This window comes from Streptomyces sp. NPDC101151 (assembly GCF_044768335.1).
Classification (GTDB): domain Bacteria; phylum Actinomycetota; class Actinomycetes; order Streptomycetales; family Streptomycetaceae; genus Streptomyces.
In genome coordinates this window covers 112,351-138,449 of sequence record NZ_JBIWPP010000001.1, presented here as the reverse complement: position 1 = coordinate 138,449, position 26,099 = coordinate 112,351, and the positions used below count along the sequence as shown (strand labels likewise).

21 protein-coding genes are annotated in these 26,099 nt (G+C 71.0%); 10 read left to right on the top strand and 11 right to left on the bottom strand.

What is annotated here, in order from left to right:
- Nucleotides 1-172: 172 nt before the first annotated feature.
- Both ACIRU3_RS00630 and hutH read left to right on the top strand, forming a co-directional pair.
- Entirely contained in the window at nt 173-1,324 is a 1,152-nt protein-coding gene (locus ACIRU3_RS00630; protein WP_404049372.1) for a diguanylate cyclase domain-containing protein, read from the top strand.
- A 100-nt stretch (nt 1,325-1,424) separates the two neighbouring features.
- Nucleotides 1,425-2,993 carry a histidine ammonia-lyase gene (gene hutH, locus ACIRU3_RS00625; protein WP_404050503.1) on the top strand — a complete coding sequence of 523 codons (1,569 nt, stop codon included), beginning with the start codon at nt 1,425-1,427 and terminating at the stop codon, nt 2,991-2,993.
- Nucleotides 2,994-3,059: 66 nt separating this feature from the next.
- Here the strand turns inward: hutH and ACIRU3_RS00620 are convergent, their stop codons facing one another.
- Nucleotides 3,060-3,854, bottom strand: coding sequence for a hypothetical protein (locus tag ACIRU3_RS00620; RefSeq protein ID WP_404049369.1), 795 nt, complete (start codon nt 3,852-3,854; stop codon nt 3,060-3,062).
- Nucleotides 3,855-3,896: 42 nt separating this feature from the next.
- A complete protein-coding gene (locus ACIRU3_RS00615; RefSeq protein ID WP_404049367.1) occupies nt 3,897-4,232 on the bottom strand; it encodes an LAETG motif-containing sortase-dependent surface protein in 336 nt (111 codons plus the stop codon).
- A gap of 110 nt (nt 4,233-4,342) precedes the next feature.
- Here ACIRU3_RS00615 and ACIRU3_RS00610 point away from each other — a divergent pair, with 110 nt between their 5' ends.
- From ACIRU3_RS00610 to ACIRU3_RS00585, 6 genes are all read left to right on the top strand, one after another.
- Nucleotides 4,343-4,690 carry a hypothetical protein gene (locus ACIRU3_RS00610; protein WP_404049364.1) on the top strand — a complete coding sequence of 116 codons (348 nt, stop codon included), beginning with the start codon at nt 4,343-4,345 and terminating at the stop codon, nt 4,688-4,690.
- Between the two features lie 219 nt (nt 4,691-4,909).
- Nucleotides 4,910-6,157: an Ig-like domain-containing protein gene (locus ACIRU3_RS00605; RefSeq protein ID WP_404049362.1), complete on the top strand. Its 1,248-nt coding sequence runs from the start codon at nt 4,910-4,912 to the stop codon at nt 6,155-6,157.
- A gap of 143 nt (nt 6,158-6,300) precedes the next feature.
- Nucleotides 6,301-7,785: an ABC transporter permease gene (locus ACIRU3_RS00600; protein ID WP_404049359.1), complete on the top strand. Its 1,485-nt coding sequence runs from the start codon at nt 6,301-6,303 to the stop codon at nt 7,783-7,785.
- Nucleotides 7,786-7,899: 114 nt separating this feature from the next.
- Nucleotides 7,900-8,583, top strand: coding sequence for an ABC transporter ATP-binding protein (locus ACIRU3_RS00595; protein ID WP_404049356.1), 684 nt, complete (start codon nt 7,900-7,902; stop codon nt 8,581-8,583).
- Nucleotides 8,584-8,884: 301 nt separating this feature from the next.
- Complete coding sequence (locus ACIRU3_RS00590; RefSeq protein WP_404050500.1) at nt 8,885-12,127, top strand: S8 family peptidase; 3,243 nt, start codon at nt 8,885-8,887, stop codon at nt 12,125-12,127.
- 82 nt (nt 12,128-12,209) lie between these two features.
- On the top strand, nt 12,210-12,980 hold the full coding sequence (locus ACIRU3_RS00585; RefSeq protein ID WP_404049353.1) for a group II truncated hemoglobin: 771 nt from the start codon (nt 12,210-12,212) through the stop codon (nt 12,978-12,980).
- Nucleotides 12,981-13,008: 28 nt separating this feature from the next.
- Here ACIRU3_RS00585 and ACIRU3_RS00580 read toward each other — a convergent pair whose 3' ends face one another.
- Entirely contained in the window at nt 13,009-13,908 is a 900-nt protein-coding gene (locus tag ACIRU3_RS00580; protein ID WP_404049350.1) for a helix-turn-helix domain-containing protein, read from the bottom strand.
- A gap of 180 nt (nt 13,909-14,088) precedes the next feature.
- Here ACIRU3_RS00580 and ACIRU3_RS00575 point away from each other — a divergent pair, with 180 nt between their 5' ends.
- Complete coding sequence (locus ACIRU3_RS00575) at nt 14,089-15,132, top strand: NAD(P)-dependent alcohol dehydrogenase (protein ID WP_404049347.1); 1,044 nt, start codon at nt 14,089-14,091, stop codon at nt 15,130-15,132.
- Nucleotides 15,133-15,165: 33 nt separating this feature from the next.
- Here ACIRU3_RS00575 and ACIRU3_RS00570 read toward each other — a convergent pair whose 3' ends face one another.
- The 6 genes from ACIRU3_RS00570 to ACIRU3_RS00545 form a co-directional block, all read right to left on the bottom strand.
- Entirely contained in the window at nt 15,166-15,909 is a 744-nt protein-coding gene (locus ACIRU3_RS00570; protein ID WP_404049345.1) for a hypothetical protein, read from the bottom strand.
- Between the two features lie 107 nt (nt 15,910-16,016).
- Complete coding sequence (locus ACIRU3_RS00565) at nt 16,017-17,123, bottom strand: serine hydrolase domain-containing protein (RefSeq protein ID WP_404049343.1); 1,107 nt, start codon at nt 17,121-17,123, stop codon at nt 16,017-16,019.
- Between the two features lie 55 nt (nt 17,124-17,178).
- Nucleotides 17,179-19,614, bottom strand: a complete 2,436-nt coding sequence (locus ACIRU3_RS00560) for a SpoIIE family protein phosphatase (protein ID WP_404049341.1) — start codon at nt 19,612-19,614, stop codon at nt 17,179-17,181.
- Between the two features lie 101 nt (nt 19,615-19,715).
- Entirely contained in the window at nt 19,716-20,807 is a 1,092-nt protein-coding gene (locus ACIRU3_RS00555) for a hypothetical protein (protein WP_404049338.1), read from the bottom strand.
- 58 nt (nt 20,808-20,865) lie between these two features.
- Nucleotides 20,866-22,503, bottom strand: a complete 1,638-nt coding sequence (locus ACIRU3_RS00550; RefSeq protein ID WP_404049335.1) for a M48 family metallopeptidase — start codon at nt 22,501-22,503, stop codon at nt 20,866-20,868.
- A 198-nt stretch (nt 22,504-22,701) separates the two neighbouring features.
- The gene (locus tag ACIRU3_RS00545) at nt 22,702-23,820 is read right to left on the bottom strand and encodes a hypothetical protein (RefSeq protein ID WP_404049333.1); all 1,119 of its coding nucleotides are present in this window, start codon (nt 23,818-23,820) and stop codon (nt 22,702-22,704) included.
- Nucleotides 23,821-23,963: 143 nt separating this feature from the next.
- Between ACIRU3_RS00545 and ACIRU3_RS00540 the strand changes: the two genes are divergently transcribed.
- On the top strand, nt 23,964-25,118 hold the full coding sequence (locus ACIRU3_RS00540; RefSeq protein WP_404049330.1) for a cystathionine gamma-synthase: 1,155 nt from the start codon (nt 23,964-23,966) through the stop codon (nt 25,116-25,118).
- 29 nt (nt 25,119-25,147) lie between these two features.
- Here ACIRU3_RS00540 and ACIRU3_RS00535 read toward each other — a convergent pair whose 3' ends face one another.
- Both ACIRU3_RS00535 and ACIRU3_RS00530 read right to left on the bottom strand, forming a co-directional pair.
- The gene (locus ACIRU3_RS00535) at nt 25,148-25,396 is read right to left on the bottom strand and encodes a hypothetical protein (RefSeq protein ID WP_404049328.1); all 249 of its coding nucleotides are present in this window, start codon (nt 25,394-25,396) and stop codon (nt 25,148-25,150) included.
- A 79-nt stretch (nt 25,397-25,475) separates the two neighbouring features.
- Nucleotides 25,476-25,979: a sigma factor-like helix-turn-helix DNA-binding protein gene (locus tag ACIRU3_RS00530; RefSeq protein WP_404049325.1), complete on the bottom strand. Its 504-nt coding sequence runs from the start codon at nt 25,977-25,979 to the stop codon at nt 25,476-25,478.
- Between the last annotated feature and the right edge of the window lie 120 nt (nt 25,980-26,099).

The window sequence follows — 26,099 nt, the reverse complement described above, 5'->3', positions numbered from 1 at the left end:
GGGCGGTTTCGCTCGCGCGCCGGGTCGTCGGCGCGCCCGCCTGTGTCGCCCGGGTGACACAGGCGCCGGGTGAGGCGTGACTGCTCGCGGCTGCGTCGGTGCACAGCGGTCCCGGCCACCTGTTCGCCTCACCAATGCCCTTTTTTGCCTAAATCCTCCCTAACCTGGAGTGATGGGTGAGGACATGCGGCTCGCCGCTGTGGTGGCGCTGGCTCAGGGGATGGCTGCGGCACACACTCCGCGGGAGTCGTGGCGGGCCGCCGCACTCGGTGCGTGCCGGGCGCTGGACGGGAGCTTCGCCGCGCTGTCGGTGTGGGAGCGGGAGCTGGGGCGGCTGCGGGTCCTGGTGAACGTGGGGGAGTGCCGCCCGGACGAGGAGGAGTTCCCGGAGGCCGAGGCCTACCCGGTGCACCAGTTCCCGGAGATCACCGAGTTCCTGCACGAGCGGTGGGCGGGCGGCGGCGGGCCGAACGCGTGGGTGGAGACCGCCGAGGGCACGGCGGCCGGCACCCCCGGCTACTTCCACCGGCGGGTCGCCGCCCTGCGCCGCAGGGGCCGCGGCTGCTGTGTGGTCGCCCCCGTCCTGCTGCACGGCAGAGCCTGGGGCGAGCTGTATGTCGCCCGCGCGGTCAGGGCGCCCGTGTTCGATCCCGCGGACGCAGACTTCGCCACCGTGCTGGCCGCCGTCGTGGCCGCCGGCCTCGCGCAGACCGAAAGGCTGGAGGAGGCCCGCCGGCTCGCGTTCACCGACGCCCTCACCGGCCTCGCCAACCGCCGTGCCGTGGACGTACGCCTGGAGGAGGCCGTCGAGCGGCACCGCGCGGACGGCGTGGTCGTCAGCCTGGTCGTCTGCGATCTCAACGGGCTCAAGAGGGTCAACGACACCCTCGGGCACGCTGTGGGCGACCGGCTGCTGGAGCGGTTCGGCTCGGTGCTGTCGCTGTGCGGGGCGATGGTGCCCGGCGCGCTCGTGGCACGGCTCGGCGGGGACGAATTCTGTCTGCTGTCGGTGGGCCCGCCCGCCGACGACGTGGTCAAGGCTGCGGACGAACTGTGCCGCAGGGCCGGGGAGCTGGAAATGGGGGAAGGGGTGGCCTGCGGGCTCGCCTCGACCGAGGATCCGATCGGGCCCGTGCGCTCCGCCCGGCGGCTGTTCCGGCTGGCCGACGCGGCCCAGTACCGGGCCAAGGCCACGCGTGCGGACCGGCCGGTGGTGGCGGGCCGGGAGGGGCCGGACGACCCGGTCGTACGCCTCGCCGACGAGCCCCCGTCCGGGCAGGCCGAGCCGGGTGACCGGCGCCGTTTCCGGGGGCGCAGGCCGTGAGGGGCCGACCGTGAGGTGAAGCACACCGATCGGTAAGGGTCGCTCCCGTTCCCCACTAGTGACATCAACGCATTCAATGCGTACGCTCCTGAATATGGATATGCACACTGTGGTGGTGAGGACGTCCGGTGTCACCGCGTCCGACGTGCTCGCCGTGGCGCGCGGCGGTGCCCGCATCGAGCTGTCGGCCGAAGCGGTGGCGGCCCTCGCGGCGGCCCGGGAGATCGTGGACGCGCTGGCGGCCAAGCCGGACCCGGTCTACGGCGTCTCCACCGGTTTCGGGGCGCTGGCGACCCGGCACATCAGCCAGGAACTGCGCGCCCAGCTGCAGCGCAACATCGTCCGCTCGCACGCCGCCGGCATGGGCCCGCGGGTCGAGCGTGAGGTCGTACGGGCCCTGATGTTCCTGCGTCTGAAGACCGTCTGCTCCGGACACACCGGCGTCCGGCCCGAGGTCGCGCAGACCATGGCCGACGTGCTGAACGCCGGGATCACCCCGGTCGTGCACGAGTACGGCTCCCTCGGCTGCTCCGGCGACCTGGCCCCCCTGTCCCACTGCGCCCTCACGCTCATGGGCGAAGGCGACGCGGAAGGGCCCGACGGTGTCGTACGTCCCGCCGGCGAGCTGCTCGCCGAGCACGGGATCCAGCCCGTCGAACTGCGCGAGAAGGAGGGACTGGCCCTCCTCAACGGCACCGACGGCATGCTCGGCATGCTGATCATGGCTCTCGCCGACCTGGACACCCTGTACAAGTCCGCCGATGTCACCGCCGCCCTCAGCATGGAGGCGCTGCTCGGCACGGACAAGGTGCTGGCCCCGGAGCTGCACGCCATCCGCCCGCACCCGGGCCAGGGCGCCTCCGCCGCGAACATGCTCGCCGTCCTCAAGGACTCCGGCCTCACCGGGCACCATCAGGACGACGCGCCCCGCGTCCAGGACGCCTACTCGGTGCGCTGCGCCCCGCAGGTCGCCGGCGCCGGGCGGGACACCCTCGCGCACGCCCGCCTCGTCGCCGAGCGGGAACTCGCCTCCGCCATCGACAACCCGGTCGTGCTGCCTGGGGGCACCTCCCAGGCTTTCGGCTCCGGGGAAGGCCGTGTCGAGTCCAACGGCAACTTCCACGGCGCTCCCGTGGCCTACGTCCTGGACTTCCTCGCCATCGCGGCCGCCGACCTCGGCTCCATCGCCGAGCGCCGCACCGACCGGCTGCTGGACAAGAACCGCAGCCACGGCCTTCCGCCGTTCCTCGCCGATGACGCGGGTGTCGACTCCGGGCTGATGATCGCCCAGTACACGCAGGCCGCCCTGGTCAGCGAACTGAAGCGGCTCGCCGTCCCGGCCTCCGCCGACTCCATCCCGTCCTCCGCGATGCAGGAGGACCACGTGTCCATGGGCTGGTCGGCCGCGCGCAAGCTGCGCACCGTCGTCGACAACCTCACCCGGATCATCGCCGTCGAGCTGTACGCCGCCACCCGCGGCATCGAACTGCGCGAGGGTCTGACCCCGGCGCCCGCCTCGCAGGCCGTGATCGGGGCCGTGCGCGCCGCCGGTGTGCAGGGTCCCGGTCCGGACCGGTTCCTGGCACCCGACCTGGCCGCCGCCGACGCGTTCGTGCGCGGGGGCCACCTCGTCGCCGCCGTGGAGTCGGTCACCGGACCGCTGCGGTAGGGCGGGAGCCCGCAACACGGCGAAGGGGCCCTGTCCGCCGACAGGGCCCCTCTCATGTCCGGGACGTCACTTCAGCTTGGCGGCCTGGGCCTTGATGACCGGGGCCGACACCGTGTAGGCCTTCTTGGACATCATCGCGCCGATGTTGATGGTGGTGTACGTGGCGAGGGTGTTCCCGTGCCGCACGACCTCGGCGTGGAGCGGCAGGGCGCCGTCCTTCCCCGCGTCGTTGGTCGCCGTGAAGGCCACCGATCCGTCACCCGTGCCGGAGGACTTCTCCTCGGCGACCTTGGTGAACTTGCCCTTCTCGTCGTCCTGTACGCCGGAGAAGCCGCCCGCGCAGGCCTTCACCGCGTCGGAGACCGACTGCAGGCCCTTCTCGGCGCCGTCCCCGTCGTACGAGGCCAGGGTGACGACGGTGACGTCCAGGTCCATGGACTCGTTGATCGCGTCCTCGAACTTGCCGTCGGCCATGTCGTCCAGGGACGTGGCGTCGTCCGTGGGGTCCTTCTTGTCCTCGGTGGCCATGCGGCTGGTGTTCGCCGCCGGCTCGCCGGGCGCGATGCCGGTCAGGGCCCGGATCAGCGGGTCGCACTTGGCGTCGTCCGCCTTGACCTTGCTCTTGTCGGGGATGCCCCCCTCGACGGGCCCGACCTTGTGGCCGGGCACCTCGCCCTTGGCGATGATCAGCTTCGTCAACTCCGCGGCGCTCAGCGCCTTGGCGGCCGGCTGCTCGTCCTTGCCGCCCTTGCCGTCCCCGGAGTCCTTCGAACCCCCGTCGGAACAGCCGGTGATGAGGGCGAGCGACAGCGCGCTCACAGCTGCGGTGGCGCACAGCCGCACGCCCGATGATCTCTTCATGGGCGGACTATGCGTTCTCTGTCAAAGAATAGTCAAGCGCAATTAAAAGCCGAGGCGTTCCCGACGTACCGAATACACCACGAATCCGGCACCCACGGCGAGGAACAGGCTGCCGCCGACGACGTACGGCGTGGTGTCGAAGCTGCCGGTGTCGGCGAGCTGTGTGCCGTCCGAGGCATCCGAGCCGGCTGTGGCCGTCGCCTCGGAGATCGCCTTCGCCTGCTGCGTGACCTGCGTCGTCGCGGTCGTCGAGGCCACCTGGGCGGTCGCTCTGGCCGGGCCGTCCTGCGACGCGTTGGCGGACGGGACGAACCACAGGGCACACAGCAGGGTCCCCGCGGCGGTGGCGGTCAGCAACGAGCGGCGAGCGGTTGACACGGAATATCGATCCCCCTTGTGGCGCTGGCGAATTGGCCGTGTGGGGCGATGTTAGTGAAAGTCGCGGGTCACAGGAAAGTCACGGGAGGTTTCGGTCGTACGCTCCCGCCATGACCACGGATGAGACATCACGGTTTGTGCGCCTTCGGGTGGAGCTGGTTCTTGAGGTGCAGGACGGGAGCGAGGTGACCAAGGCCGCGTTGCGCCGGCTCGCCGACGATCCGGAACTGCCTCCGGAGGAGCGGGCCCAGGCCGAGGGTGCTGTGACGGAAGACACCGCGGAGGCCCTCGCCTATCTCGTGGATCCGTTCGACCTGGTCAGCGAGGTGCCCGGAGTGGAGCTCCAGCAGGCCTCCTGGTCCAGCGAGCGGATCGAGTACGACCCTGATTCGCCCGACTGGGATCTGGACGAGGATGATGGGGCGGACGACGACGAAGAAGAGGGCGGCATCGGCTGAGCGTCCCGGGGAACCCATGACCCCGGACGGCAACCGCCGTCCGGGGTTTTGTCGTCTCAGGGGGCGCACGGACGACTTGCGCACCACCCGCCCCGGGCGGACGTGGTGCGACCCACACCTGCGATCTGTGTGGATCAGGACGAATCGCCCGTAGCGTCGGTGGTTTCCACCGGGGGACTCGGGGATTTCGCGGATTCGGCGACGATGGAGAAGCGTGTGATGACGGACAGTAAGCGGCGCAAGGGCCTGACGGTCGCGTCCGCACTGCTCGGCGGTGTGCTGGCACTCACCGGATGTTCCGGCGGTGGCGACGCCAAGTCCGCGGACAGCGGCGACACCTCCCAGGCCAAGGCCGACGCTGCGGCTGCCAAGAAGTCGTCCGAGGCCCAGATCGCGATCACGCCCAAGGACGGCTCCAACAACGCCTCCATCAACAACTCGGCCGCTGTCAGGGTGGCCAAGGGCACGCTCACCGGTGTGACGATGACCACTGCCGACGGCAAGGCCGTCGCCGGCGCGCTGTCCGCCGACAAGACCAGCTGGCAGCCCACCGGCCAGCTGGAGCGCTCCACCACCTACAAGCTCGCCGCCGAGGCCAAGGACTCCGCGGGCCGCGTGGCCCACGAGAACGCCTCCTTCACCACGGTCTCGCCGTCCAACAGCTTCATAGGCAACTTCACGCCCGAGGACGGCTCCACCGTCGGCGTCGGCATGCCCGTGTCGCTCACCTTCGACAAGGCGATCACCAACAAGGCCGCCGTCCAGAAGGGCATCACGGTCACGTCCAGCAGCGGCCAGGAGGTCGTGGGCCACTGGTTCAACGCCAACCGCATCGACTTCCGGCCGGAGACGTACTGGAAGGAGAACTCCACCGTCACGCTGAAGCTGGCGCTCGACGGTGTCCAGGGTGCGAGCGGCGTCTACGGCGTGCAGCAGAAGACGGTCACCTTCCACATCGGCCGCAACCAGATCTCCTACGTCGACGCGCAGACCAAGCAGATGAAGGTCACGGAGGACGGCAAGGTCGTCAAGACCATACCGATCTCCGCCGGTTCGCCGGAGAACAAGACGTACCAGGGCATCATGGTGATGTCCGAGAAGTTCAAGCAGACGCGCATGAACGGCGCGACCGTGGGCTTCACCGACGACGACGGCAAGGGCGAGTACGACATCAAGGACGTGCCGCACGCCATCCGCCTCACCGGCTCCGGCACCTTCCTGCACGGCAACTACTGGGGTGCGAAGTCCATCTTCGGCAGCGTGAACACCAGCCATGGCTGTGTGGGCCTGTCCGACACCAAGGGTGCCAAGGACCCGAGCACGCCGGCCGCGTGGGTGTACGACCACTCCATCGTCGGTGACGTGGTGGTCGTCCGGCACACCGGCGACAAGACCGTCTCCCCGGACAACGGGCTCAACGGCTGGAACATGGACTGGGCGCAGTGGAAGGCCGGTTCGGCCGTCTGACAGCCCCTTCACAGCTCCACCGATGCCGCCCCCAGGGGCGGCATCGGTGTTTCCGGGGTCTTCCTGGGGGCGGCCACAGCCTTCTCATGCTTCTCTTATTTCGGCCTTATCGAGTCATCACGGTGCGTCCCTAGCTTGCGGGCATGTTCTTCACCTACCTGAGGCGCGAACTGCGCCGCCGCAGAAAGGCGGCCCTCGTCGTCGCCTCCGGCCTCGCGTTGGGCATCGCACTGGTCATCGTGGTCAACTCCGTGTCCAACGGCATGGGGAAGGCACAGGACAAGGTCCTGCAGTCGCTCTACGGCCTCGGCACGGACATGACCGTCACCAAGGCCTCGGCACCGAGCACGGGCGGCTCGCAGCGCCCGCGCTTCCAGTTCGGCGCGCGGGGCGACGACGACTCCACCCAGAGCAGCGACCGTGTCATGGTGCAGGGATTCCAGACGCTGCCGGCGTCGACGGTGGCCGAGGTCGGCTCGCAGCCCGGGGTCTCGGACGCGGTCGGCGGGCTGAGCCTGCAGGTCATCAAGGTCAGCGGCCAGTTCAGGCGGGGCGAGTTCCAGCAGAACGGCAACGGCGGCGGTCAGCCCAGCGGCCCGGGCGGAAACGGCGGCGGCAGCGGCCGGGCCCAGGGCGAAGTGCAGGGCGGCGGCGCCGACTTCGACGTCAACAACTACTCCGTCTACGGCACCGACGTCACCAAGCCGGGCCTCGGCCCGCTGACCTCCTCGAAGGTCACCAGCGGCCGTACGTTCAAGACGACGGAGACGAACGCCAAGGTCGTCGTCGCCGACTCCTCCTACGCCAAGGAGAAGAAGTACAAGGTCGGCTCCACCGTCACCATCAAGGGCGTCAAGTTCAAGGTGATCGGTATCGCCACCGCCGACAGCGGTGACTCGGCCGCCAACCTGTACGTCCCGCTCACGCAGGCGCAGACCCTCGGCGACTCGAAGAACAAGGTCACCACGATCTACGTCAAGGCCACCGACTCGCAGAAGATCGACGGCGTCAAGTCGGCGATCCGGAAGAACGTCTCGGGTACGACGGTCACCACCTCCGCCGACCTCGCCGACACCGTCTCCGGCTCCCTGTCCACGGCCTCCTCCCTCGCCACCAACGTCGGCAAGTGGCTGTCGATCGCCGTGCTCGTGGCCGCCTTCCTGGTCGCCGGCCTGCTGACGTCCTCGGCGGTCTCGCGCCGCGTCCGGGAGTTCGGCACGCTCAAGGCGCTCGGTTGGAAGTCGGGCAGGGTGACCCGGCAGGTGGTCGGCGAGGCGATGGTCAACGGCCTGCTCGGCGGTGCACTCGGCATCGCCCTGGGCCTGGCCGGAGCGTACGCGGTGACGGCCATCAGCCCCACCCTGCAGGCGCAGTTGGGCGGCAGCGGCAGCGGCAGCGGCAGCGGCAGCGGAGGTGGCGGGGGCGGCGGCTTCGGCGGTGGTGGCTTCGGCGGCCCCGGCCGCGCCGCGGCGAAGACCCTGGACGTGGCCCTGACGGCGCCGGTGAGCGTGACGACGGTGGCGATCGCGGTGGGCCTTGCGGTGGCGGGCGGCCTGATCGCGGGGGCGTTCGGAGGCTGGCGAGCGTCGCGATTGCGTCCGGCGGACGCGTTGAGGCGCGTCGAGTAACGGGCTGACGGGACCGCAGTGCCTCAGGGGCGCGCGGAACCGCGCGACAAGCCCCCACCGGACAGTCGGCCAACAGTGATGCGCACCACCCCCGAAACCCTCCCAGGAGCCACCATGTACGAACTCAGAAACGTGACCAAGCGCTACACACGGGGCAAGGACACCATCCACGCTCTCGACGGCGTAGACCTGACCATCGGCGACGGCGACCGCCTGGTCGTCCAAGGCCCCACCGGTGGTGGGAAGTCCACGCTCCTCCAGATGCTCGGCGGCCTCGATCGCCCCACCGAGGGCGAAGTCGTCCTCGACGGCACCGACCTGGCGGGACTCTCCGAGGCCCGGCTGACCAGGGTCCGCAGCGAGAACATCGGCTTCGTCTTCCAGTCCTTCAACCTGATCCCCACGCTCACCGCCCAGGAGAACGTGGAGACCGCCCTCGTACCGCTCGGCATCAAGGTGAAGGAGCGCCGTGAACTCGCCGCCGAGGCGCTGAAGTCGGTCGGCCTCGGCGCACGCCTCGCGCATCTGCCCTCCGAGATGTCCGGAGGGCAGCAGCAGCGGGTCGCCATCGCCCGCGCCCTCGTCAAGCGGCCCAAGGTCCTTCTCGCCGACGAGCCGACCGGCAACCTCGACGAGGGCATGCGGGACGAGATCATGGACGTACTCGAACGCCTCTGGAAGGAACACGGGTTGACCTTCGTCATGGTCACCCACGACTCCGCGATCGCGAAGAAGGCCCCGCGCCTGGCCACCATCCGCGAGGGCCGGATCACGGTGAAGGAGAACGCGGGCGCCTGAGGACCCATAACACCGTTCACACGTAGGCGACTTCGCGATTCTGTAACGGTGTGCCCCCCGGCGGGTAACAGTTCCAGGCAGCGCTTTCACACTGTCTTCTCATCTATTGAGCCGTCTGATCACCCCCCGGCATACTTCGTGATCCGGGGGGTTGACGTGCAGGTGTACGGGACTGCCCCCGGCCGGGTGAATGGGGAATTCGCCCGGTACTCCATCTCCAGGGGGAGTCTTGCGCAGACAAGTGAAAAGTGCGGCTCTGGCCAGTGTGGCCACCGCCGCAGCTGTCGCCCTCGCAGCGGGTATGACCAGCCCCGCGTCGGCGAAGCCCGGGCAGCGCCTCTCGGCCGCTGCCTCCTCGCTCACCGCCAAGCACCATGTCACCCTGATCACCGGCGACCGTGTCGCCCTCGACGGCAAGGGTCACGTCGTCGGCCTGCAGCGGGCCAAGGGGCGGGAACACATACCGTTCCAGGTCCGCAAGGCCAAGGGGCACACGCTCGTCATCCCTGCCGACGCGGCCCGCCTGGTCGCCTCCGGCACGCTGGACCAGCGGCTGTTCGACATCACCGAACTGAACAAGGCCGCCACCCGCAAGGCCCAGCAGAACGGCCTGAAGGTCATCGTCGGCTACCGCGGTGCCGCCGCGGCCGCCAAGCAGGACGTGCGGGACGCGGGCCACCTGCGCCGCAGCCTCAAGGCGCTGAACGCGGACGCCGTGCAGACCCCGGTCAAGGACACCGCCGAGCTGTGGGACGCCGTCACCAACGGCGACAGGACCGCGTCCGGCATCGCGCACGTCTGGCTCGACGGCGTCCGCAAGGCCGCCCTCGACAAGTCCGTGCCGCAGATCGGCGCCCCGACCGCGTGGGCCGCCGGCTACACCGGCAAGGGCGTGAAGGTCGCCGTCCTGGACACGGGTGTGGACGCCACCCACCCGGACCTCAAGGACCAGGTGATCGAGGCCAAGAACTTCACCCCCGCGGCCGACGCCACCGACCACTTCGGCCACGGCACGCACGTCGCCTCCATTGTGGCGGGCACCGGCGCCAAGTCGGGCGGCAAGTACAAGGGTGTCGCTCCGGACGCCAAGATCCTCAACGGCAAGGTCCTGGACGACACCGGCTCCGGTGACGACTCCGGCATCCTCGCCGGCATGGAGTGGGCGGCCTCGCAGGGCGCCACCGTCATCAACCTGAGCCTCGGCGGGTACGACACGCCCGAGGTCGACCCGCTCGAGGCCGAGGTCAACAAGCTGTCCGCCGAGAAGGGCATCCTGTTCGCGATCGCCGCGGGCAACGAGGGCCCCCAGTCGATCGGTTCGCCGGGCAGTGCGGACGCCGCGCTGACCGTCGGCGCGGTCGACGACAAGGACAAGCTCGCCGACTTCTCCTCGACCGGCCCGCGCACCGGCGACGGCGCCATCAAGCCGGACGTCACCGCCCCCGGCGTGGACATCACCGCCGCCGCGGCCAAGGGCAGTGTCATCGACCAGGAGGTCGGCGAGAAGCCCGAGGGCTACCTGACCATCTCCGGTACGTCGATGGCCACCCCGCACGTCGCGGGCGCCGCGGCGATCCTGAAGCAGGAGCACCCCGACTGGGGCTACGCCGAGCTGAAGGGCGCGCTCACCGGCTCCGCCAAGGGCGGCACGTACACGCCGTTCCAGCAGGGTTCGGGCCGGATCGCCGTCGACAAGGCCATCAAGCAGTCCGTGATCGCCGACCCGGTGTCGGTGAGCTTCGGTGTGCAGCAGTGGCCGCACACCGACGACAAGCCGGTCACCAAGCAGGTGGCGTACCGCAACCTGGGCGACAAGGACGTCACCCTCGACCTGACCAGCACCGCCACCAACCCCAAGGGCCAGGCGGCTCCGGCGGGCTTCTTCAAGCTCGGCGCGGCCAAGGTGACGGTCCCGGCGCACGGCAAGGCCTCCGTCGACCTCACCGTCAACACCAAGCTGGGCGGCACCACCGACGGCGCCTACTCCGCGTACGTCACCGCGACCGGCGGCGGGCAGACCGTCCGCACGGCCGCCGCGGTGCAGCGCGAGGTGGAGTCGTACGACCTCACGCTGAAGTTCATCGGCCGTGACGGCAAGCCGGCTCCGTACTACAACACCGACCTGACCGGCGTGGCGGGCCTGGCCAACGGCCAGTGGCTGAACCCCTACGACAAGTCCGGCACGGTGAAGGTGCGCGCGCCCAAGGGCACGTACATCCTCAACACCGCCACCTTCGTGGACCCGCAGGACGCCACGAAGGGTGTCGACTGGATCGCCCAGCCGAAGCTGACCGTCTCCGGCAAGCAGACGATCACGATCGACGCGCGCAAGTCCAAGCCGGTGGACATCACCGTCCCGGCCACGGGCGTCAAGTCCGAGTTCGCCTCGCCGGAGTGGGACGTCACGATCGGCGACGGCCAGTTCGGCTACGGCTGGTTCCTCGACACGTACAACAACTTCCACACCGCCCACCTGGGCCCGCAGCTGCCCTCCGGCACGCTGTTCCAGCAGTGGGACGCCCACTGGTCCAAGGGCGCGACGGAGCAGTACGACGTCACCTCCGGCGGCCCGGTCAAGCAGCTCGCCACCGGCTACACCAAGCACTACAAGGCGAGCGACCTGGCCACGCTGAAGGCCCGGATGGGTGCCGCCGCGAGCGGCAAGAAGGGCTCCGTCAACGTCGTCGGCTGGCTGCCCGGCAGCTCCGGCGCCAGCTCCATCGGCATCCCGCAGAAGCTGCCCGGCACCCGCACCGCGCATGTGTCCGCCAAGGGCGGCGTGAAGTGGCAGCTGGAGTTCGAGCAGGACGGCGGGGTCGACTCGGACGGGTTCCCGATCGCCGACGCCGCCTACTCGGTGGGCGCGCAGTCCTACACGGCGGGCAAGACGTACACGAAGACCCTCAACACCGCGGTCTTCGCCCCGCTCGTCAACGCCGACCTCGGTGTCTTCCGGGACGGCAACGAGATCTACGGTTCGCTGCCGCTGTTCGCCGATGGCGCGGGGCACGTCGGCTACTCGACGTTCTCCTCGGTGAACACCACCCTGTACCGCAACGGCACCAAGGTCGGATCCAACGACGACCCGCTGTTCGGCGACAAGCCCTTCAAGGTCCCGGCCGGTGACGCCGCCTACAAGCTGACCACCTCGGTCAAGCGCTCGGCCAAGGTCTCGGACGCCTCCTCCCGGATCGACGCGACGTGGACCTTCCGCTCCAAGAAGCCCGCGAGCGGCTTCGCGAAGCTCCCCGTGTCCGCGCTGCACTTCGGCGCCAAGACCGGCCTGGACAGCCGCGTCGAGGCCGGCCGGACGGTCACCTTCCCGGTCACCGTCCAGGGCTCGGCCGCGGGCAGGAACCTGAAGTCCCTCGCGGTGTACGTCTCCTACGACGGCAAGACCTTCAAGAAGGTCGACGTCCGCGGCGGCAAGATCACCGTGAAGAACCCGGCCAAGAACAAGGCCGTCTCGTTCCGCGCCAAGATCGCCGACAAGAAGGGCAACACGTCGACGATCACCATCTACAACGCGTACTACGGCAAGTGAGCCGCCGTACCTGAGTAGGCCGTGAGCGAACGGCCCGCCGGAGCGGAAGCTTCCGGCGGGCCGTTCGTGCTTGTGTGCACGCATGACGGCTCACACGGTCGAGTACATCCGGTATCGCATCCCCGAGCACAAGTCCGCGGAGTTCCTGTCCGCGTACACCCGAGCGGCGACCCACCTCGCCGCGGCCCCGCAGTGTGTCGACTACGAGCTGACCCGCTGCGAGGAGGACCACGAGCACTACATCCTCCGGATCACCTGGACGTCGACGCAGGACCATCTGGAGGGCTTCCGGAAGTCGGAGGAGTTCCCCCCGTTCCTGGCCGAGATCCGCCCCTATGTCGAGCACATCGACGAGATGCGGCACTACCTGCCCACGGCGGTGCACGGCACGGGCGCGGCCGTGCCCACCCTCTACGACTGGGCGGGCGGCGAGGAGGCCTTCGCCCGGCTGACCGAGATCTTCTACGGCAAGGTCCTCAAGGACGACCTCCTCGCCCCGCTCTTCGCCGGCCTGGCCCCCGAGCATGCCACCCATGTGGCGCTGTGGCTGGGGGAGGTCTTCGGCGGTCCCGCCCGCTACTCCCAGACGCAGGGCGGGCACGGGCACATGGTCGCCAAGCACCTCGGCAGGAACATCGGCGAGCCGCAGCGCCGGCGCTGGGTCGCTCTCATCCAGGACGCGGCCGACGAGGCGGGACTGCCCACGGATGCCGAGTTCCGCTCGGCCTTCCTCGCCTACGTGGAGTGGGGCACCAGGCTCGCCGTCTACTTCTCCGGCCCGGACGCCAAGCCGCCGGCCGAACAGCCGGTTCCGAAGTGGACCTGGGGAGCGGCACCGCCGTACCAGGGGTGACGGGAGCGCGCGGGCGGGCCGGGGAGCCTCACAGCGTCGGCCGTACGGCCGTCGCGTCGGTTCCCCAGCTCGCCAGCAGCCGCAGTGCCTCCGCCGAGGGCGAGTGCGGCTCGGCGTGATAGACGACCAGGCCCTGGTCCGAGTCGTCGGAGACCCTGAACGTCTCGTAGTTCAGGGAGAGTTCGCCCACCAGCGGATGGCGGAGCCGCTTCAGCCCGTGGCTCTTCTCCTTGACGTCGTGGGTCGCCCACAGCCGCCGGAACTCCTCGCTCTTGACGGAGAGTTCACCGACCAGCGCGGACAGCCGCGGGTCGTCGGGATAGCAGCCTGCGTCCATGCGCAGGGCACAGACGATGTCGATGGCCTTCTGCTCCCAGTCGATGTAGAGATCGCGGTACTCGGGCTTCAGGAACACCAGCCGTGCCCAGTTGCGCTCCGTGGCCGGCAGCTCGCTCCAGTCGCCGAAGACCGCCGCCGCCATCCGGTTCCACGCGAGGATCTCGGAGCGCCGCCCCACGATGTACGCCGGTACCCCGTCCATCGTGTCGAGCAGCTGCCGCAGTGAGACCCGCACCTGCTGGGGCCGCGCCGACACCTTCTTCTTGTGCTGCTTGCCCTTGGCCAGGTGGGTCAGATGCGCGTGCTCGGCGTCGGTCAGCCGCAGCGCGCGGGAGATCGACTCCAGCACCTCCGCCGACACGTTCCGTCCGTTGCCCTGCTCGAGACGGGTGTAGTAGGCCACGGACACCCCGGCCAGCTGCGCCAGCTCCTCGCGGCGCAGCCCGGGCACCCGGCGGTGCCGTCCGAAGTCGGGCAGTCCCACGTCCTCAGGCTTCAGCCGGGCCCGCCGGCTGCGCAGGAACTCGCTCAGCTCGGCCCGCCGGTCCAGGGGTCGGCCGGCCGCGGCGGCTTCCGGCTGTTCGTCCATACGGCCAGTATCGGTCCTGTCACCTGGTCGTACGCACGCGAGCCTGACCCCGCCAGTGGTAGGCACGGCAGTCGTACGCAAAGGTGTGGACTGGGTGGTGGACGGAACCTGCGGCAGGCTCGACGACGTACCCGGCCGGAAGGCGACCGGGCACGAAAACCGCTGCTAGGAGAACCCGGCATGACCACTGTTGCTGCCTATGCCGCGCCCGCACCGAAGGCCCCGCTGGAGCGGACCACCATCGAGCGGCGTGCGGTCGGCGAGTTCGACGTCCTGATCGACATCAAGTTCGCCGGTATCTGCCACTCCGACATCCACCAGGCCCAGGACGGCTGGCGCCCGGGCATCTTCCCGATGGTCCCCGGCCACGAGATCGCGGGCGTCGTCTCCGAGGTCGGCTCGGGCGTGACGAAGTTCGCCGTCGGTGACCGGGTGGGCGTCGGCTGCATGGTCGACTCCTGCCGTGAGTGCGACAACTGCAAGGCCGGCCTGGAGCAGTACTGCTCCACGGGCGGCACCGTCTGGACGTACAACGCCATCGGCAAGGACGGCGAGCCCACCTACGGCGGCTACTCGGAGAAGGTCGTCGTCGACGAGAACTTCGTCGTCCGCATCCCGGAGGGGCTGTCGCTGGACGTGGCCGCCCCGCTGCTCTGCGCGGGCATCACCACGTACTCGCCCCTGAAGCACTGGAGCGCCGGTCCGGGCAAGAAGGTCGCCGTCGTCGGCCTGGGCGGTCTCGGCCACATGGGTGTCAAGATCGCGCACGCGCTCGGCGCCGAGGTCACCGTCCTGTCGCAGTCCCTGCGCAAGAAGGACGACGGCCTCGGGCTCGGTGCCGATCACTACTACGCCACCAGCGACCCGGACACCTTCGAGGAGCTGGCGGGCACGTTCGACATCATCCTCAACACCGTCTCGGCACCGCTCGACTTCTCCGAGTACGTGTCCCTGTTGCGCACCGACGGCACCATGGTGAACGTCGGTCTCCCCGAGGAGCCGGTGCAGATCGTTCTCCAGTCGCTGTTCGGCAACCGCCGCAGCATGAGCAGCTCCGGCATCGGCGGCATCGCCGAGACCCAGGAGATGCTGGACTTCTGCGCCGAGCACGGCCTGGGCGCGGAGATCGAGCTGATCAGCGCCGCCGAGATCAACGAGGCGTACGAACGGGTGCTGGCCAGCGACGTCCGCTACCGCTTCGTCATCGACACGGCCACCATCTGAGGACCGGCCGGGCCGCCCCGAGCGGCCCGGCAGTCACAGACCGAAGTCCTCCCCGGCGCCGTAGGACCGTACGACCGCGATCCCGTCGCCGTCGGCGTCCCGGCCGGGCCGTACGACATGCACGCGCCCGAGCCCCGTCACCCGGCCGCCCCCGCCCACCACCTCCACCACGGTGTTCTCGTCGAGGGCGACGCCGTACGGAACCTTCCCGCGTCCCACCGCCGCGACCAGCCGTGCCAGCGTCCCCCACTGCGCGGCGTGCACGTCCACCGCGTACGGCACGAGCCCCAGACCCGCTCGTACCTCGATCTCCGCAAGGTCCTCCGCCGTGTCCTCCGGGCACACCGGCACCCCGTCCAGCAGCCGGCCGCCGACCACCGCCCGCCGTGCGGCGACGGCCGCGCCCGCGGAGAAGCCCGCGTACGGCACCCCGTGCTCGGCGAGCAGCCGCGGCAGCCGGTCCAGGCAGCCGGCGAACGCCTCCTGATACGCGGGCGTCAGACCACCGCACACCAGGAGCCCGTCGACACCGTCCAGCGCGCCCTCCGGTTCGAACCGCCCGCCGAGCGGCACGAGCAACGGCACGGGCGCGCACGGGCCGGCCTTCCGCAACGCCCCCGCGTACCGCTCGAACTGCTCCGCCCCGTCCCCCTCGTCGACGACCACGCACCCGATCCGCGGCACACCGCCGGCATGCGCCGCGGTCTGCCGCAGAAACGGCTCGTACACCTCCACGGCGTCCCACCCGCCACCGATCAGAAACACAGGGCTGCTCATCCGGACTCCTCCCTTGCACGCTGTGCGCGGTGTCCTGCGCGCGGGTCACGACCCGGTCGCCGCGGGGGCTGCTCGCGGCGCCGGGCGGCACGCAGGTGCGCCTCGGTTCAGGCCCGCAGGCCCTGCAGCCCCTCGTAGGCCGCCGTCACGAGTTCCAGGCCCCGGTTGTCGGCTGCGGGTTCGCGCATCTGGTTCGTCACGTAGGCCACCGTCATACGGGCACCGGGGTCGCTCATGACGATGGATCCGCCCCAGCCGCCCCACCCGTAGGTGTTGCCGAACAGCCCGTAGCCCAGGCCGTAGCGGACCGGCATGCCGAGGATGCGGTCGTCGCCGTCGAACTGCTCCTCCCTCGCCAGGTCGCACCCCGCCTGCGACAGCAGTCGCGTCCCGCGCACCGCTCCTCCGCTGGCCGGCACCGACTGGACGAGGGCGACCGAGCGGGCGTTGCCGAAGCCGCTGGCCGCGGGGATCTGCGCACGGCGCCAGGCCACGCTGTTCCCGTCACGTACCCGGATGGCGGTGGCGGTGGAGGGCGCCGCGCTGCCGCGGGGCGCGCTCGCCGTGTAGTCCTCGTCGTGGGAGGGCGGCGGGACCGTGCGCGCCACCCGGTGGTCGTGCTCGTCGGACAGTCCGATGTGGAAGTCGGCGCCGAGCGGCCCGGCCACCTCCTCGGCGAAGAACTCGCCCGGGGTCCGGCCGGTGATCCGGCGTACGACCTCGCCCACGAGGAACCCCTGGGTGAGCGAGTGGTAACCGGCCGCGCTTCCGGGTTCCCACTGCGGAGCCTGCGCGGCCAGACGTGCCGTGGCGGCCGGCCAGTCGTAGAGATCCTCGACGGGTCCGTCCCAGTGGGGCAGGCCCGCGGTGTGCGAGAGCAGATGCCGTACCAGCACCTTTTCCTTGCCCGCCCGGGCGAACTCCGGCCAGTACCGGCCGACCGGCGCGGCCGGGTCGAGCGCGCCACGGTCGGCCAGGACCAGCGCGCACAGCGCCGTCATCGTCTTGGTGACGGACCAGACGTTGGTGATCGTGTCCCGCTGCCAGGGGGTCGTGCGCTCCGCGTCGGCGAACCCGCCCCACACGTCCACCACCGGCTCGCCGTCCACGAAGACAGCGACCGAGCCGCCCACGTCTCCGTCGTCCAGCAGCCGGGCCAGCGCGCTGGGCACCGCGGTGAACAGGTCGTCGTATGAGCCCTGTATGTCGGCCATGCCGGGTATTCAGCCCGAGCGGCCCGCCGGGGGCAACCGAATTTCCCGGCCTCGATCACGCGTGCGGCAGAGGCTGTTCCGTCCAGACCGTCTTGCCTTCGTGGCTGTAGCGGGTGCCCCACCGCTCCGTGAGCTGGGCGACCAGGAAGAGCCCGCGGCCGCCCTCGTCCGTGCTGAGGGCCCGTCGCAGGTGCGGGGAGGTGTGGCTGGCGTCGGACACCTCGCAGGTGAGGCAGTGTGTACGGATGAGGCGCAGGGTGACGGGGCCGGTCGCGTACCGGTAGGTGTTGGTGACGAGTTCGCTGGCGACCAGCTCGGTGGTGAAGGTCAGTTCCTCCAGCCCCCATTCGGTCAGTTTCGCCGTGGTCAGCTCCCTGGCGAGGGCGGCGGCGGTCGCTTCCAGGGGCAGCTGCCAGGTGGCGACGTTCTCCGCGGGCAGCACCCGGGTACGGGCGATGAGCAGCGCGATGTCGTCGATGGGGACACACTCCTTGGGCAGCAGCGCTTCGACCACGGCGTGGCAGATGCCGTCCAGCGGGTGGGTGGAGTGGGTGAGACACGCGCGCAGGTGCTCCAGCGCGCCGTCGATGTCGCTGTTGCGTGCCTCCAGAAGACCGTCGGTGTAGAGCGTGAGCAGGCTGCCCTCCGGGAAGTCGAGGTCATACGTCTCGAACGGCAGTCCGCCCAGTCCGAGCGGTGGGCCCGGGGGCAGGTCGAGCACGGTCACCTGGCCGTCCGGTGTGGTCAGCATCGGTGCCGGGTGGCCGGCGCGGGCCATGGAGCAGCGCCGGGAGACCGGATCGTAGACCGCGTAGACGCAGGTGGCCCCGAGTATCTGCTCGATCGCCGACCCGTTGCCGTCGGTGTTCCCCTCCAGCTCGGTGGCCAGCAGACTGACCAGATCGTCCAGCCGCGCCACCACCTCGTCCGGTTCCAGGTCGAGGCTGGCCAGGGTGCGCACGGCGGCGCGCAGGCGGCCCATGGAGGCCGCGGCGTGGATCCCGTGGCCGACCACGTCTCCCACGACGAGGGCGATCCGGGCTCCCGACAGGGGGATCACATCGAACCAGTCACCGCCGATGCCCGGTTCACCGCTCGCCGGAAGGTACCGGCAGGCCGTCTCGACGGCCGGCAGGTCGGACGCCGCGATCGGCAGCAGACTGCGCTGCAGAGTCAGGGCGGCGCTCTGCTGCTGGGTGAAGCGGCGCGCGTTGTCGATACAGACGGCCGCACGTGAGGAAAGCTCCTGGGCCACCGCGGCATCGTCGTCCTCGAACGGCTCCGAATGGCTCACCCGCCACAGACTCACCAGGCCCAGTACCAGGCCGCGTGCCACCAAGGGCACCACGATCAGCGAATGAACGCCGAGCCCCAGGGCGATCTCGACCCGCCGCCGGTCCATGGCGTACCACTCGGGGCGCAGGGACAGCAGCCGGTCGAGAATCGGGCGACGCTCGGTCAGGCACCGCGCCTGCGGAGAGTCCGGAAGCAGCGGGACCACATCGCCTTCCTGGAACGGGACGCGGTGTTCCGGGGGCGAGAGGGCAGCCCGGAGCAGCGGACCCGACGCAATGGACGCAGGCTCGTCGCCCAGTGTCACCGGCTTGAGGAGGTCCACCGAGCAGTAGTCGGCCAGGCCGTTGGCGGCCACCGCGGCCAGTTCCCGAGCGGTCTGTGTCACGTCCAGTGAGGTTCCGATCCGGGCGCTCGCCTCGTTCAACAGGGCGAGCCTGCGTTGGGCGCGGTGGCGGTCGGTCACGTCCCAGATCGTCTCGGCCACACCGAGAACCCGGCCCGAGGGGTCTTCCATCCGGAACGCCGAGACGGACACGATCCGCTCCCGGCCCGGATCGTGAAGTGCCCGGGCGGACTGTTCCGTGAAGATCAACGGTTCGCCGGTCTCCAGGACGTGCCGTACCCGTTCCTCTTCGTGACGTGCGTCCTCGGCGAGCATGAATTCGCGGGGGAGACGGCCCACCGGCGCCTCGGCCGGGACACCGCTCGCCTTCTCGACCGCGCGGTTGACCCGAATCACTCGCATGTCCGGGCCGTGGACGACCAGACCGATCGGGGACCGGCGGTACAGGCCGTCCAGCAGCGCACGGTCCCGCTGCCAGGCGATGACCTCTGCGGCGGGGGCTCCGACCAGGACCCACTCCTGACTGTCCCCGTCCCGAGTGACCGCGCGGGCCCGGAAACCCATCTCCACACGCCGGCCGTCGTGGTGCCGGACGGGCAGGACCCCGAACCAGCCCCCCGTCCTCACGGCGTCCACGACGACGGTCCGTGCGACAGGCAGGTCACGGGCGTCGACCAGGAGTTCCCGCCACGACCGACCGATCACTTCCTTGGCCGAATAGCCCAGCAACTCCTGTGCACGGGTGCTCCAGCCGACCACGGTGCCGTGAACGTCGAGCACAGCCGAGGCGCCACGTCCGAGGGCGAACGGGTCCTCAGGGCTCTCGCTGAAATGCATCGACGGCGTCACCATGGCCACCACCTTGCCTACGTGACTTCGATGCTCCTCCTTGCGGTCTCCGTTCGCGACCCTCCCGCTCCTGTCGGCTCCCGATCCGCAGCGGCCGGGACAGGTCAGTCCGTGGCCGCAACCGCCTGCACGGTGTCGTTGCGCACCTGGCAGTAGTACGCGGCCGCGCCGTCGCCGCGGTAACTCCACGGCAGCGCCTCCACGTAGCCGTCGACCAGCTTGAACTGCTCCAGTGCCGCCTCGTGCCGGTCCTGGAGGTGCAGATAGAACGCCAGCAGGTGGCGCAGGTTCGCCAGCCCCGGGTGCCCGGGGTCCGCGGCCGCCGCGTCCGCGAGGCCCGCGTCGACCCTGGCCAGCATCTCGGGCGTGTTGTCGGCCGCGGTGTCGGTGGACTCGTCGTGCTCGAAGTGCGCGATGAGCGGCAGCACCGTCAGCAGGCTGCCCAGCGGTGCCTCGGCCGCGGCACGCTCGGCGAAGTCGAACGCCAGCTGCTGCGACCCCCGCCACTTCACGCACCAGTACTGGAGGGCCGAGAAGTGGGCCCCGAAGTGGTGCGGGGCGCGGCTCTTGATCTCCGACCAGAGCTTGTCCATCTCGGCGTTCGGGTAGCCGAGGCCGAGCGCCACCCAGATCTCCGACACATACGGCGTGGGGTCCTCGGGGTTGAGTGCGGCCGCCCGCACGATCTCCTCGCGGGCCCCCTTCAGCGTCCGGTGGAAGCCCTGGAACTGCTCCTGCGTCGTGTAGTGGGCCTTCTTCGCGCCCCGCAGCTCCCAGGCCAGATTCACCGTGCTCTGTGCCCTGACCACGGCCGCGTCCGGGTCCTCGGGGCGCGCCGCCTCCCAGGCCAGCAGCCACTCGTCGTCCTTGGCCGCCAGCTCGGCCAGATAGCCGGTGACCGTCGTGCGGCGCTCCCAGTCCCGGCCGATGAGGTTCAGCTGCTCGGCGGCGGGCTGCCAGTCGCCGTGGCGCACCGCGGCGAGGGCGGCCGCCCAGCCGGCGGGCAGCGCGGAGGCGTGGTCCATGTTCTGACGTTCGGCGGGCAGCAGGCCGAGCTTCTCGGCGGCTCCGGCGGCCTCGGTGCCGTCGTCGGGGCTCGGGTTGAAGAACTCCTTCAGGAACACCCCGGCGATCCACACCGCGAAGATCAGCGTGGGGACGGCCAGGACGGCCAGGATCCAGAGCAGGACGGTCATGGGAGGGTACGGTCCGTTCGTCGTAGGGGCGGCGGCGGAAGGGCGGGGTGCCCGGTGTTCACACGGGCGTCGCGGCCGGTGGCAGCAGCGCCCGCAGCGGTGCGGTGTCGGGGTGGTCGGCGAGCGCCGCGTCCACCGCCGCGTCCAGCGCGGCCTCGGGACCGTCGTCCGGTGTGTTCTCGGACGCCCAGCCGGGCAGCCGGACGGTGGCCGCCCGGGCCCAGGAGAACTCCCACTGCAGCAGCGACCGGGCGCTGAACTCGGCCAGCACCATCGTCCGCAGGGAACCGTGCAGCCGGGGACGGACGAACTCGCGGAAGGCCCGGCCCTTCGCCGCTGCTGCCTGCTCGGACAACGGCAGCCGCTCGGCCAGCCGCCACAGCCGGCCGTCGTCGATGACCTCCAGCAGCGCGGACAGCGTCGCCGGCCGGCCGGTGTAGTCGGCGAGCGCCCGGTGCAGCGGGGTGTTCACGGAGGACATGCCCTCGGCCATGGAGGCGTCCAGCAGCTCCTGCCACTCGGCGGCTCGCCGGAAGGCGAGGACCTCGTCGCTCAGGACGGCATCCTCCAGCGCGGCCAGGGTCCGCTGCGGGTCGGTGAGCAGGGCGAGGGCCGTGCCGGTGGCCTCCTCGGCGCGCCCGTCGGCGGGCAGCGCCTCGATCCGGCGCACCCGCTCGGCGATCGGCGGATGGGAGCCGTACGGCGATGCCGGCTCGGTCGGCAGCCGGTCCCGCAGCTTCACCAGCTCCGCCTCGCGGGCCGTCAGCAGCCGGCCGAAGCCGCCGAAGAACTGGCCGCGCGGCGGCAGCAGGTGCACCGGCAGGCCGAGGGTGGCGTAGGAGTCGAGGTAGAACTCGTGGGAGGTGGCCAGGACCGGGATCTGGCGCAGCGCCGAGGCGGTCGCGTCGCGTCCGGCGATCCGGGCGGCGGCCAGGTCGGCGGCGTACTCCTGGGCGCGGGCCGTGGTGAGGGAGGCGCGCAGGTAGAGCTTGCCGTACAGGGTGTAGACCGAGGCCATCATCCGGTACGTCGCCCCGGCCCCGCCGGTGTCGACGTTCCTGGCCTTCTTGCCCTTCGCGACCCGCTCGGCGGAGGCCTGCTCCTGGCGGGCGCGCTCGGCGGCCACCTTGCCGTCGGCCTTGGCGCGGAACTGCCCGATGACCCGGGCGATCTGCGCCCGGCCACGCACCACGAGCGCGGACAGCCGGGTGTCACCGCCGGTGAAGTGGCCGTATTCGTGGGCGAGTACGGAGCGCAGCTGAGCCTCGGTCAGACCGGTCAGCAGGGGTACGCCGAGGTAGAGGCGGCGCGGGCCGGGCAGCAGGCCGAGCAGGCGGGAGTGTTCGCCGACGGCCGCGTTGACATCGGCGGTGAGCAGGATCCTGTCGGGGGCGCGGGTGCCGGTCGCCGCCGCGAGTTCCCGGACCAGCGCCCACAGCCCGGGTTCGTCGGCTTCGGTGACCTCGATGCCGGGCGGGTCCTCGCCGCGCGGTGTGCGCAGCATCATCACGCCGCGCAGGACAGGGACGGCGAGGAGCGCGGAGACGATGACGAGTTTCAGGAGGGCCGGGCCGCGCAGCCCCCACAGATACGCGGCGACGTCGGCACCGGCCAGCACCGCGAGCAGCAGCAGGCTCAGCAGATAGAAGCCGCACAGCAGGACGAGGGCGCGCAGCGCGCGCAGAGTTGCGCCCATCGGGCAGATCCCCCCACAGGACCCGGAGAACCGGAGAAATGGACATGGCGGACACCGCGGTGCGGTGCTGCCGGAGTGTGGGGGGATACGGAGCACACCCGAGCCGGCTCAAGGCAAAGCAAGAGCAAACTCGGAGCATGCGGAGTATGCCCTAGCGCAGGTCAGCAGGGCAATCCGAGTGATCCGCGGGCCGGCAGGTCAGCCGGGCAGGCTCGCCGGGCTGCCGCCGTTCGCCTCGTAGCCGGCCACCGCCAGGGCGCGGAAGAGGGCGAACTCGGCGGCCGGGTCCTCCGACAGCGTCCAGGGCAGCGCGCCCACGTGGCCGTCGACGTGTATGAGCTGGTCCATGGCCTCCGCCCAGCGCTCGGCGCGGACCAGGAAGAAGATCAGCAGATGGCGGACGTGCGCGAGCATCGGGTCGTCGGGACGGGCCGCGTGCACCGCGTGCAGGGCGCCGTGCATCGCCTTGGTGACGACCTCGCTCTGGTAGAGGCCCGCGACCAGGTTCACCTCGGGCAGATGCTCGAAGACCGCGAACAGCGGCAGCGCGGCGAGCAGCGAGCCCTCGGGGGCGCGGGCCGCCGCGGCCTCGGCGAAGGCGTACGCCTGCTCGCGCGAGCCGTGCCACTTCTCGCACCAGTAGTGCAGCGCGGCCAGATGCGCACCCATGTGGTTCGGGGCGCGGTCCAGGACGCTCAGCCAGAGCTTCTCGAACTCGGGCCGCGGACAGGCGAGGCCCCGGGCGATGGACAGCTCGATGATGTACGGCACCGGGTCGCCGGGGGCCAGCAGCGCCGCCTGCCCGCAGGCCTCCCTGGCCTCCTCCATGATGATCCGGAAGTCGTCCGTGCCCGGCGTCGACGTCCGCCACGCCTGCTGCACCAGGAACTCGGCGTGCACCGCCGCGCCGCCCGCGTCCTTGGGCTGCTCGGCCCGCCACACCCTGAGCCACTGTCCGCCCGGCGTCTCGTGCACTCCGCCCGGCCGCTGCTGCAGCTCCAGCGCCGCCGCACCCGCGAAGGCCTGCACCCGCTGCCAGCGCGGCTCGCCCTCGGCCTCGGTTCCGGCCAGCAACTGGGCGGCCGCGTGGTAGTCGTGGGTGCGCTGCACCAGGTCCAGGACGTCCAGCAGGTCCTGGTCGGAGCCGGGCATCCGCACGTCCAGCTCCTCCTGGCGCACGAAGCCGTACTTCGCCGGGTCGGCGGCGTCCGGGTGCCCCGGGGAGACCTGCTCGATCGCGCCGCGCCTGCGCCGCAGCAGCGGGAGCAGCACGAAGCTCAGCAGGACCAGTGCCATGAGCAGCCAGAGAATTGCCATGCCTCAAGCGAACCAGACGTCGCCGACAATTGGCCAACCCCGCCCGCCGGGCCTGTGGAAAACCCGGCCCGCGGCCCTCCGGGAGGGAGCCGGGAGTCCGTCGGGACGCCACCATCGCACCGAGCGCACTACGCTCGGTGCACATGAGCGACAGGCACTTCAGTCAGCATTTCGAGACCCTCGCGATCCACGCGGGCAACACCGCGGATCCCCTCACCGGCGCGGTCGTCCCGCCCATCTACCAGGTCTCGACCTACAAGCAGGACGGCGTCGGCGGTCTGCGCGGCGGCTACGAGTACAGCCGTAGCGCCAACCCGACCAGGACCGCCCTGGAGGAGAACCTCGCCGCGCTGGAGGGCGGCCGCCGCGGTCTGGCGTTCGCGTCCGGCCTGGCGGCCGAGGACGCCCTGCTGCGTACGCTGCTCAGCCCCGGCGACCACGTGGTGATCCCGAACGACGCCTACGGCGGCACGTTCCGCCTCTTCGCCAAGGTCGTCAGCCGGTGGGGCGTGGAGTGGTCCGTCGCCGACACCAGCGACCCGGCCGCCGTCCGCGCAGCGATCACCCCGAAGACCAAGGCCGTGTGGGTGGAGACCCCCTCCAACCCGCTGCTCGGTATCACCGACATCGCCACCGTCGCCCAGGTCGCCCACGACGCGGGCGCCAGGCTCGTCGTCGACAACACCTTCGCCACGCCCTACCTCCAGCAGCCGCTGTCGCTCGGGGCGGACGTCGTCGTGCACTCCCTGACCAAGTACATGGGCGGCCACTCGGACGTGGTCGGCGGTGCGCTGATCGTCTCCGACCAGGCGCTGGGCGAGGAGCTGGCCTACCACCAGAACGCGATGGGCGCCGTCGCCGGCCCCTTCGACTCCTGGCTGGTGCTGCGCGGCACCAAGACCCTCGCGGTGCGCATGGACCGGCACAGCGAGAACGCCACGCGGATCGCCGACATGCTGACCCGGCACGCGCGCGTGACCCGCGTCCTGTACCCGGGACTGCCCGAGCACCCCGGGCACGAGGTCGCCGCCAAGCAGATGAAGGCGTTCGGCGGCATGGTGTCCTTCCAGGTCGAGGGCGGCGAGGAGGCCGCCGTCGAGGTGTGCAACCGCGCCAAGGTGTTCACCCTCGGCGAGTCCCTCGGCGGCGTCGAGTCGCTCATCGAGCACCCCGGCCGGATGACGCACGCCTCCGCGGCGGGCTCCGCCCTCGAGGTCCCCTCCGACCTGGTGCGCCTGTCCGTCGGCATCGAGAACGTCGACGACCTGCTGGAGGACCTGCAGCAGGCCCTGGGCTAGGTGTACTCGGCCAGGGCTGGGCCCTGCCGTCACCAGCCGGTGACCGGTGGAGTCGTCTGCGAAGGCGGCTCCACCCAAGGGTGGACCGAGACCGCCCAGACGGTGAACGCCACGGCCGCGGCGCACAGCAGCAGCCACCACAGGCGCAGGACGATCCGCCGGCGCCGCAGCAGTCGGTCGCCGCGGCGGACGGCCTCGCCGCACAGGTCCGGCGGCACGGGTGCGGGGGTCTGCTCCAGGATCCGCCGTACGGCGGCCTCCCGCTGGGAACGGTTCACCGGAGCCTCCCGCCCGGCCTCCGCCGCATGAGGGGGCGGTCCGACTGCCGCCTCACGAGGGCGCGGTCCGGCCGCCGCGTCATGACGGCGCCACCTTCGCGCCCACCGCGCGCGGGGCGGTCGTACGCGCCGGATGCAGCACCGTGGCCGTGGCCCGGTCGCAGATCGAGTGGACCCGCTCGACGGGCAGGCCGAGCAGGGCCGCCGCCTGTTCCTCGGCGACTCCCTCGTACATCCGCAGCACCAGGACCAGCCGCTCCTGCGGGTTCAGGGCGGCGAGGATGCTGCGCGGATGCGGCCGGGCGCGGCCGAAGGCGCCGTAGTGGTGCCACGACCCGTGCGCGAAGCGGGTGGCGAGGTACTGGCGGGCGCAGTCGTAGGGGTCCTCGCCGTGGAGTCGGTTCCAGCGGGCGTAGGTGTGGGCGAGCGCCAGGGTCAGCAGGCGCCGCGCGCGCGGGTTGGCGTCCGGCGCCTCGGCCGTGAGCAGCGTGGCGGTGTGCAGCAGCCGTCCCGCCGCGCCGGCGACGAACGCCTCGAACTCCCGGGCCCGGCGGGCAGCACGGGATGCCTGCCGATCACGCACCACGCCTCCCCCCTGAGGGGGCCCTGTCCGGTACGGGACAGGCGAACCGCGCACGACGCAGGACCCGGTCTCATATGAGGCCAGCGGCGGCCCAAGGTCAAGACTTCGGACCGCACCGGT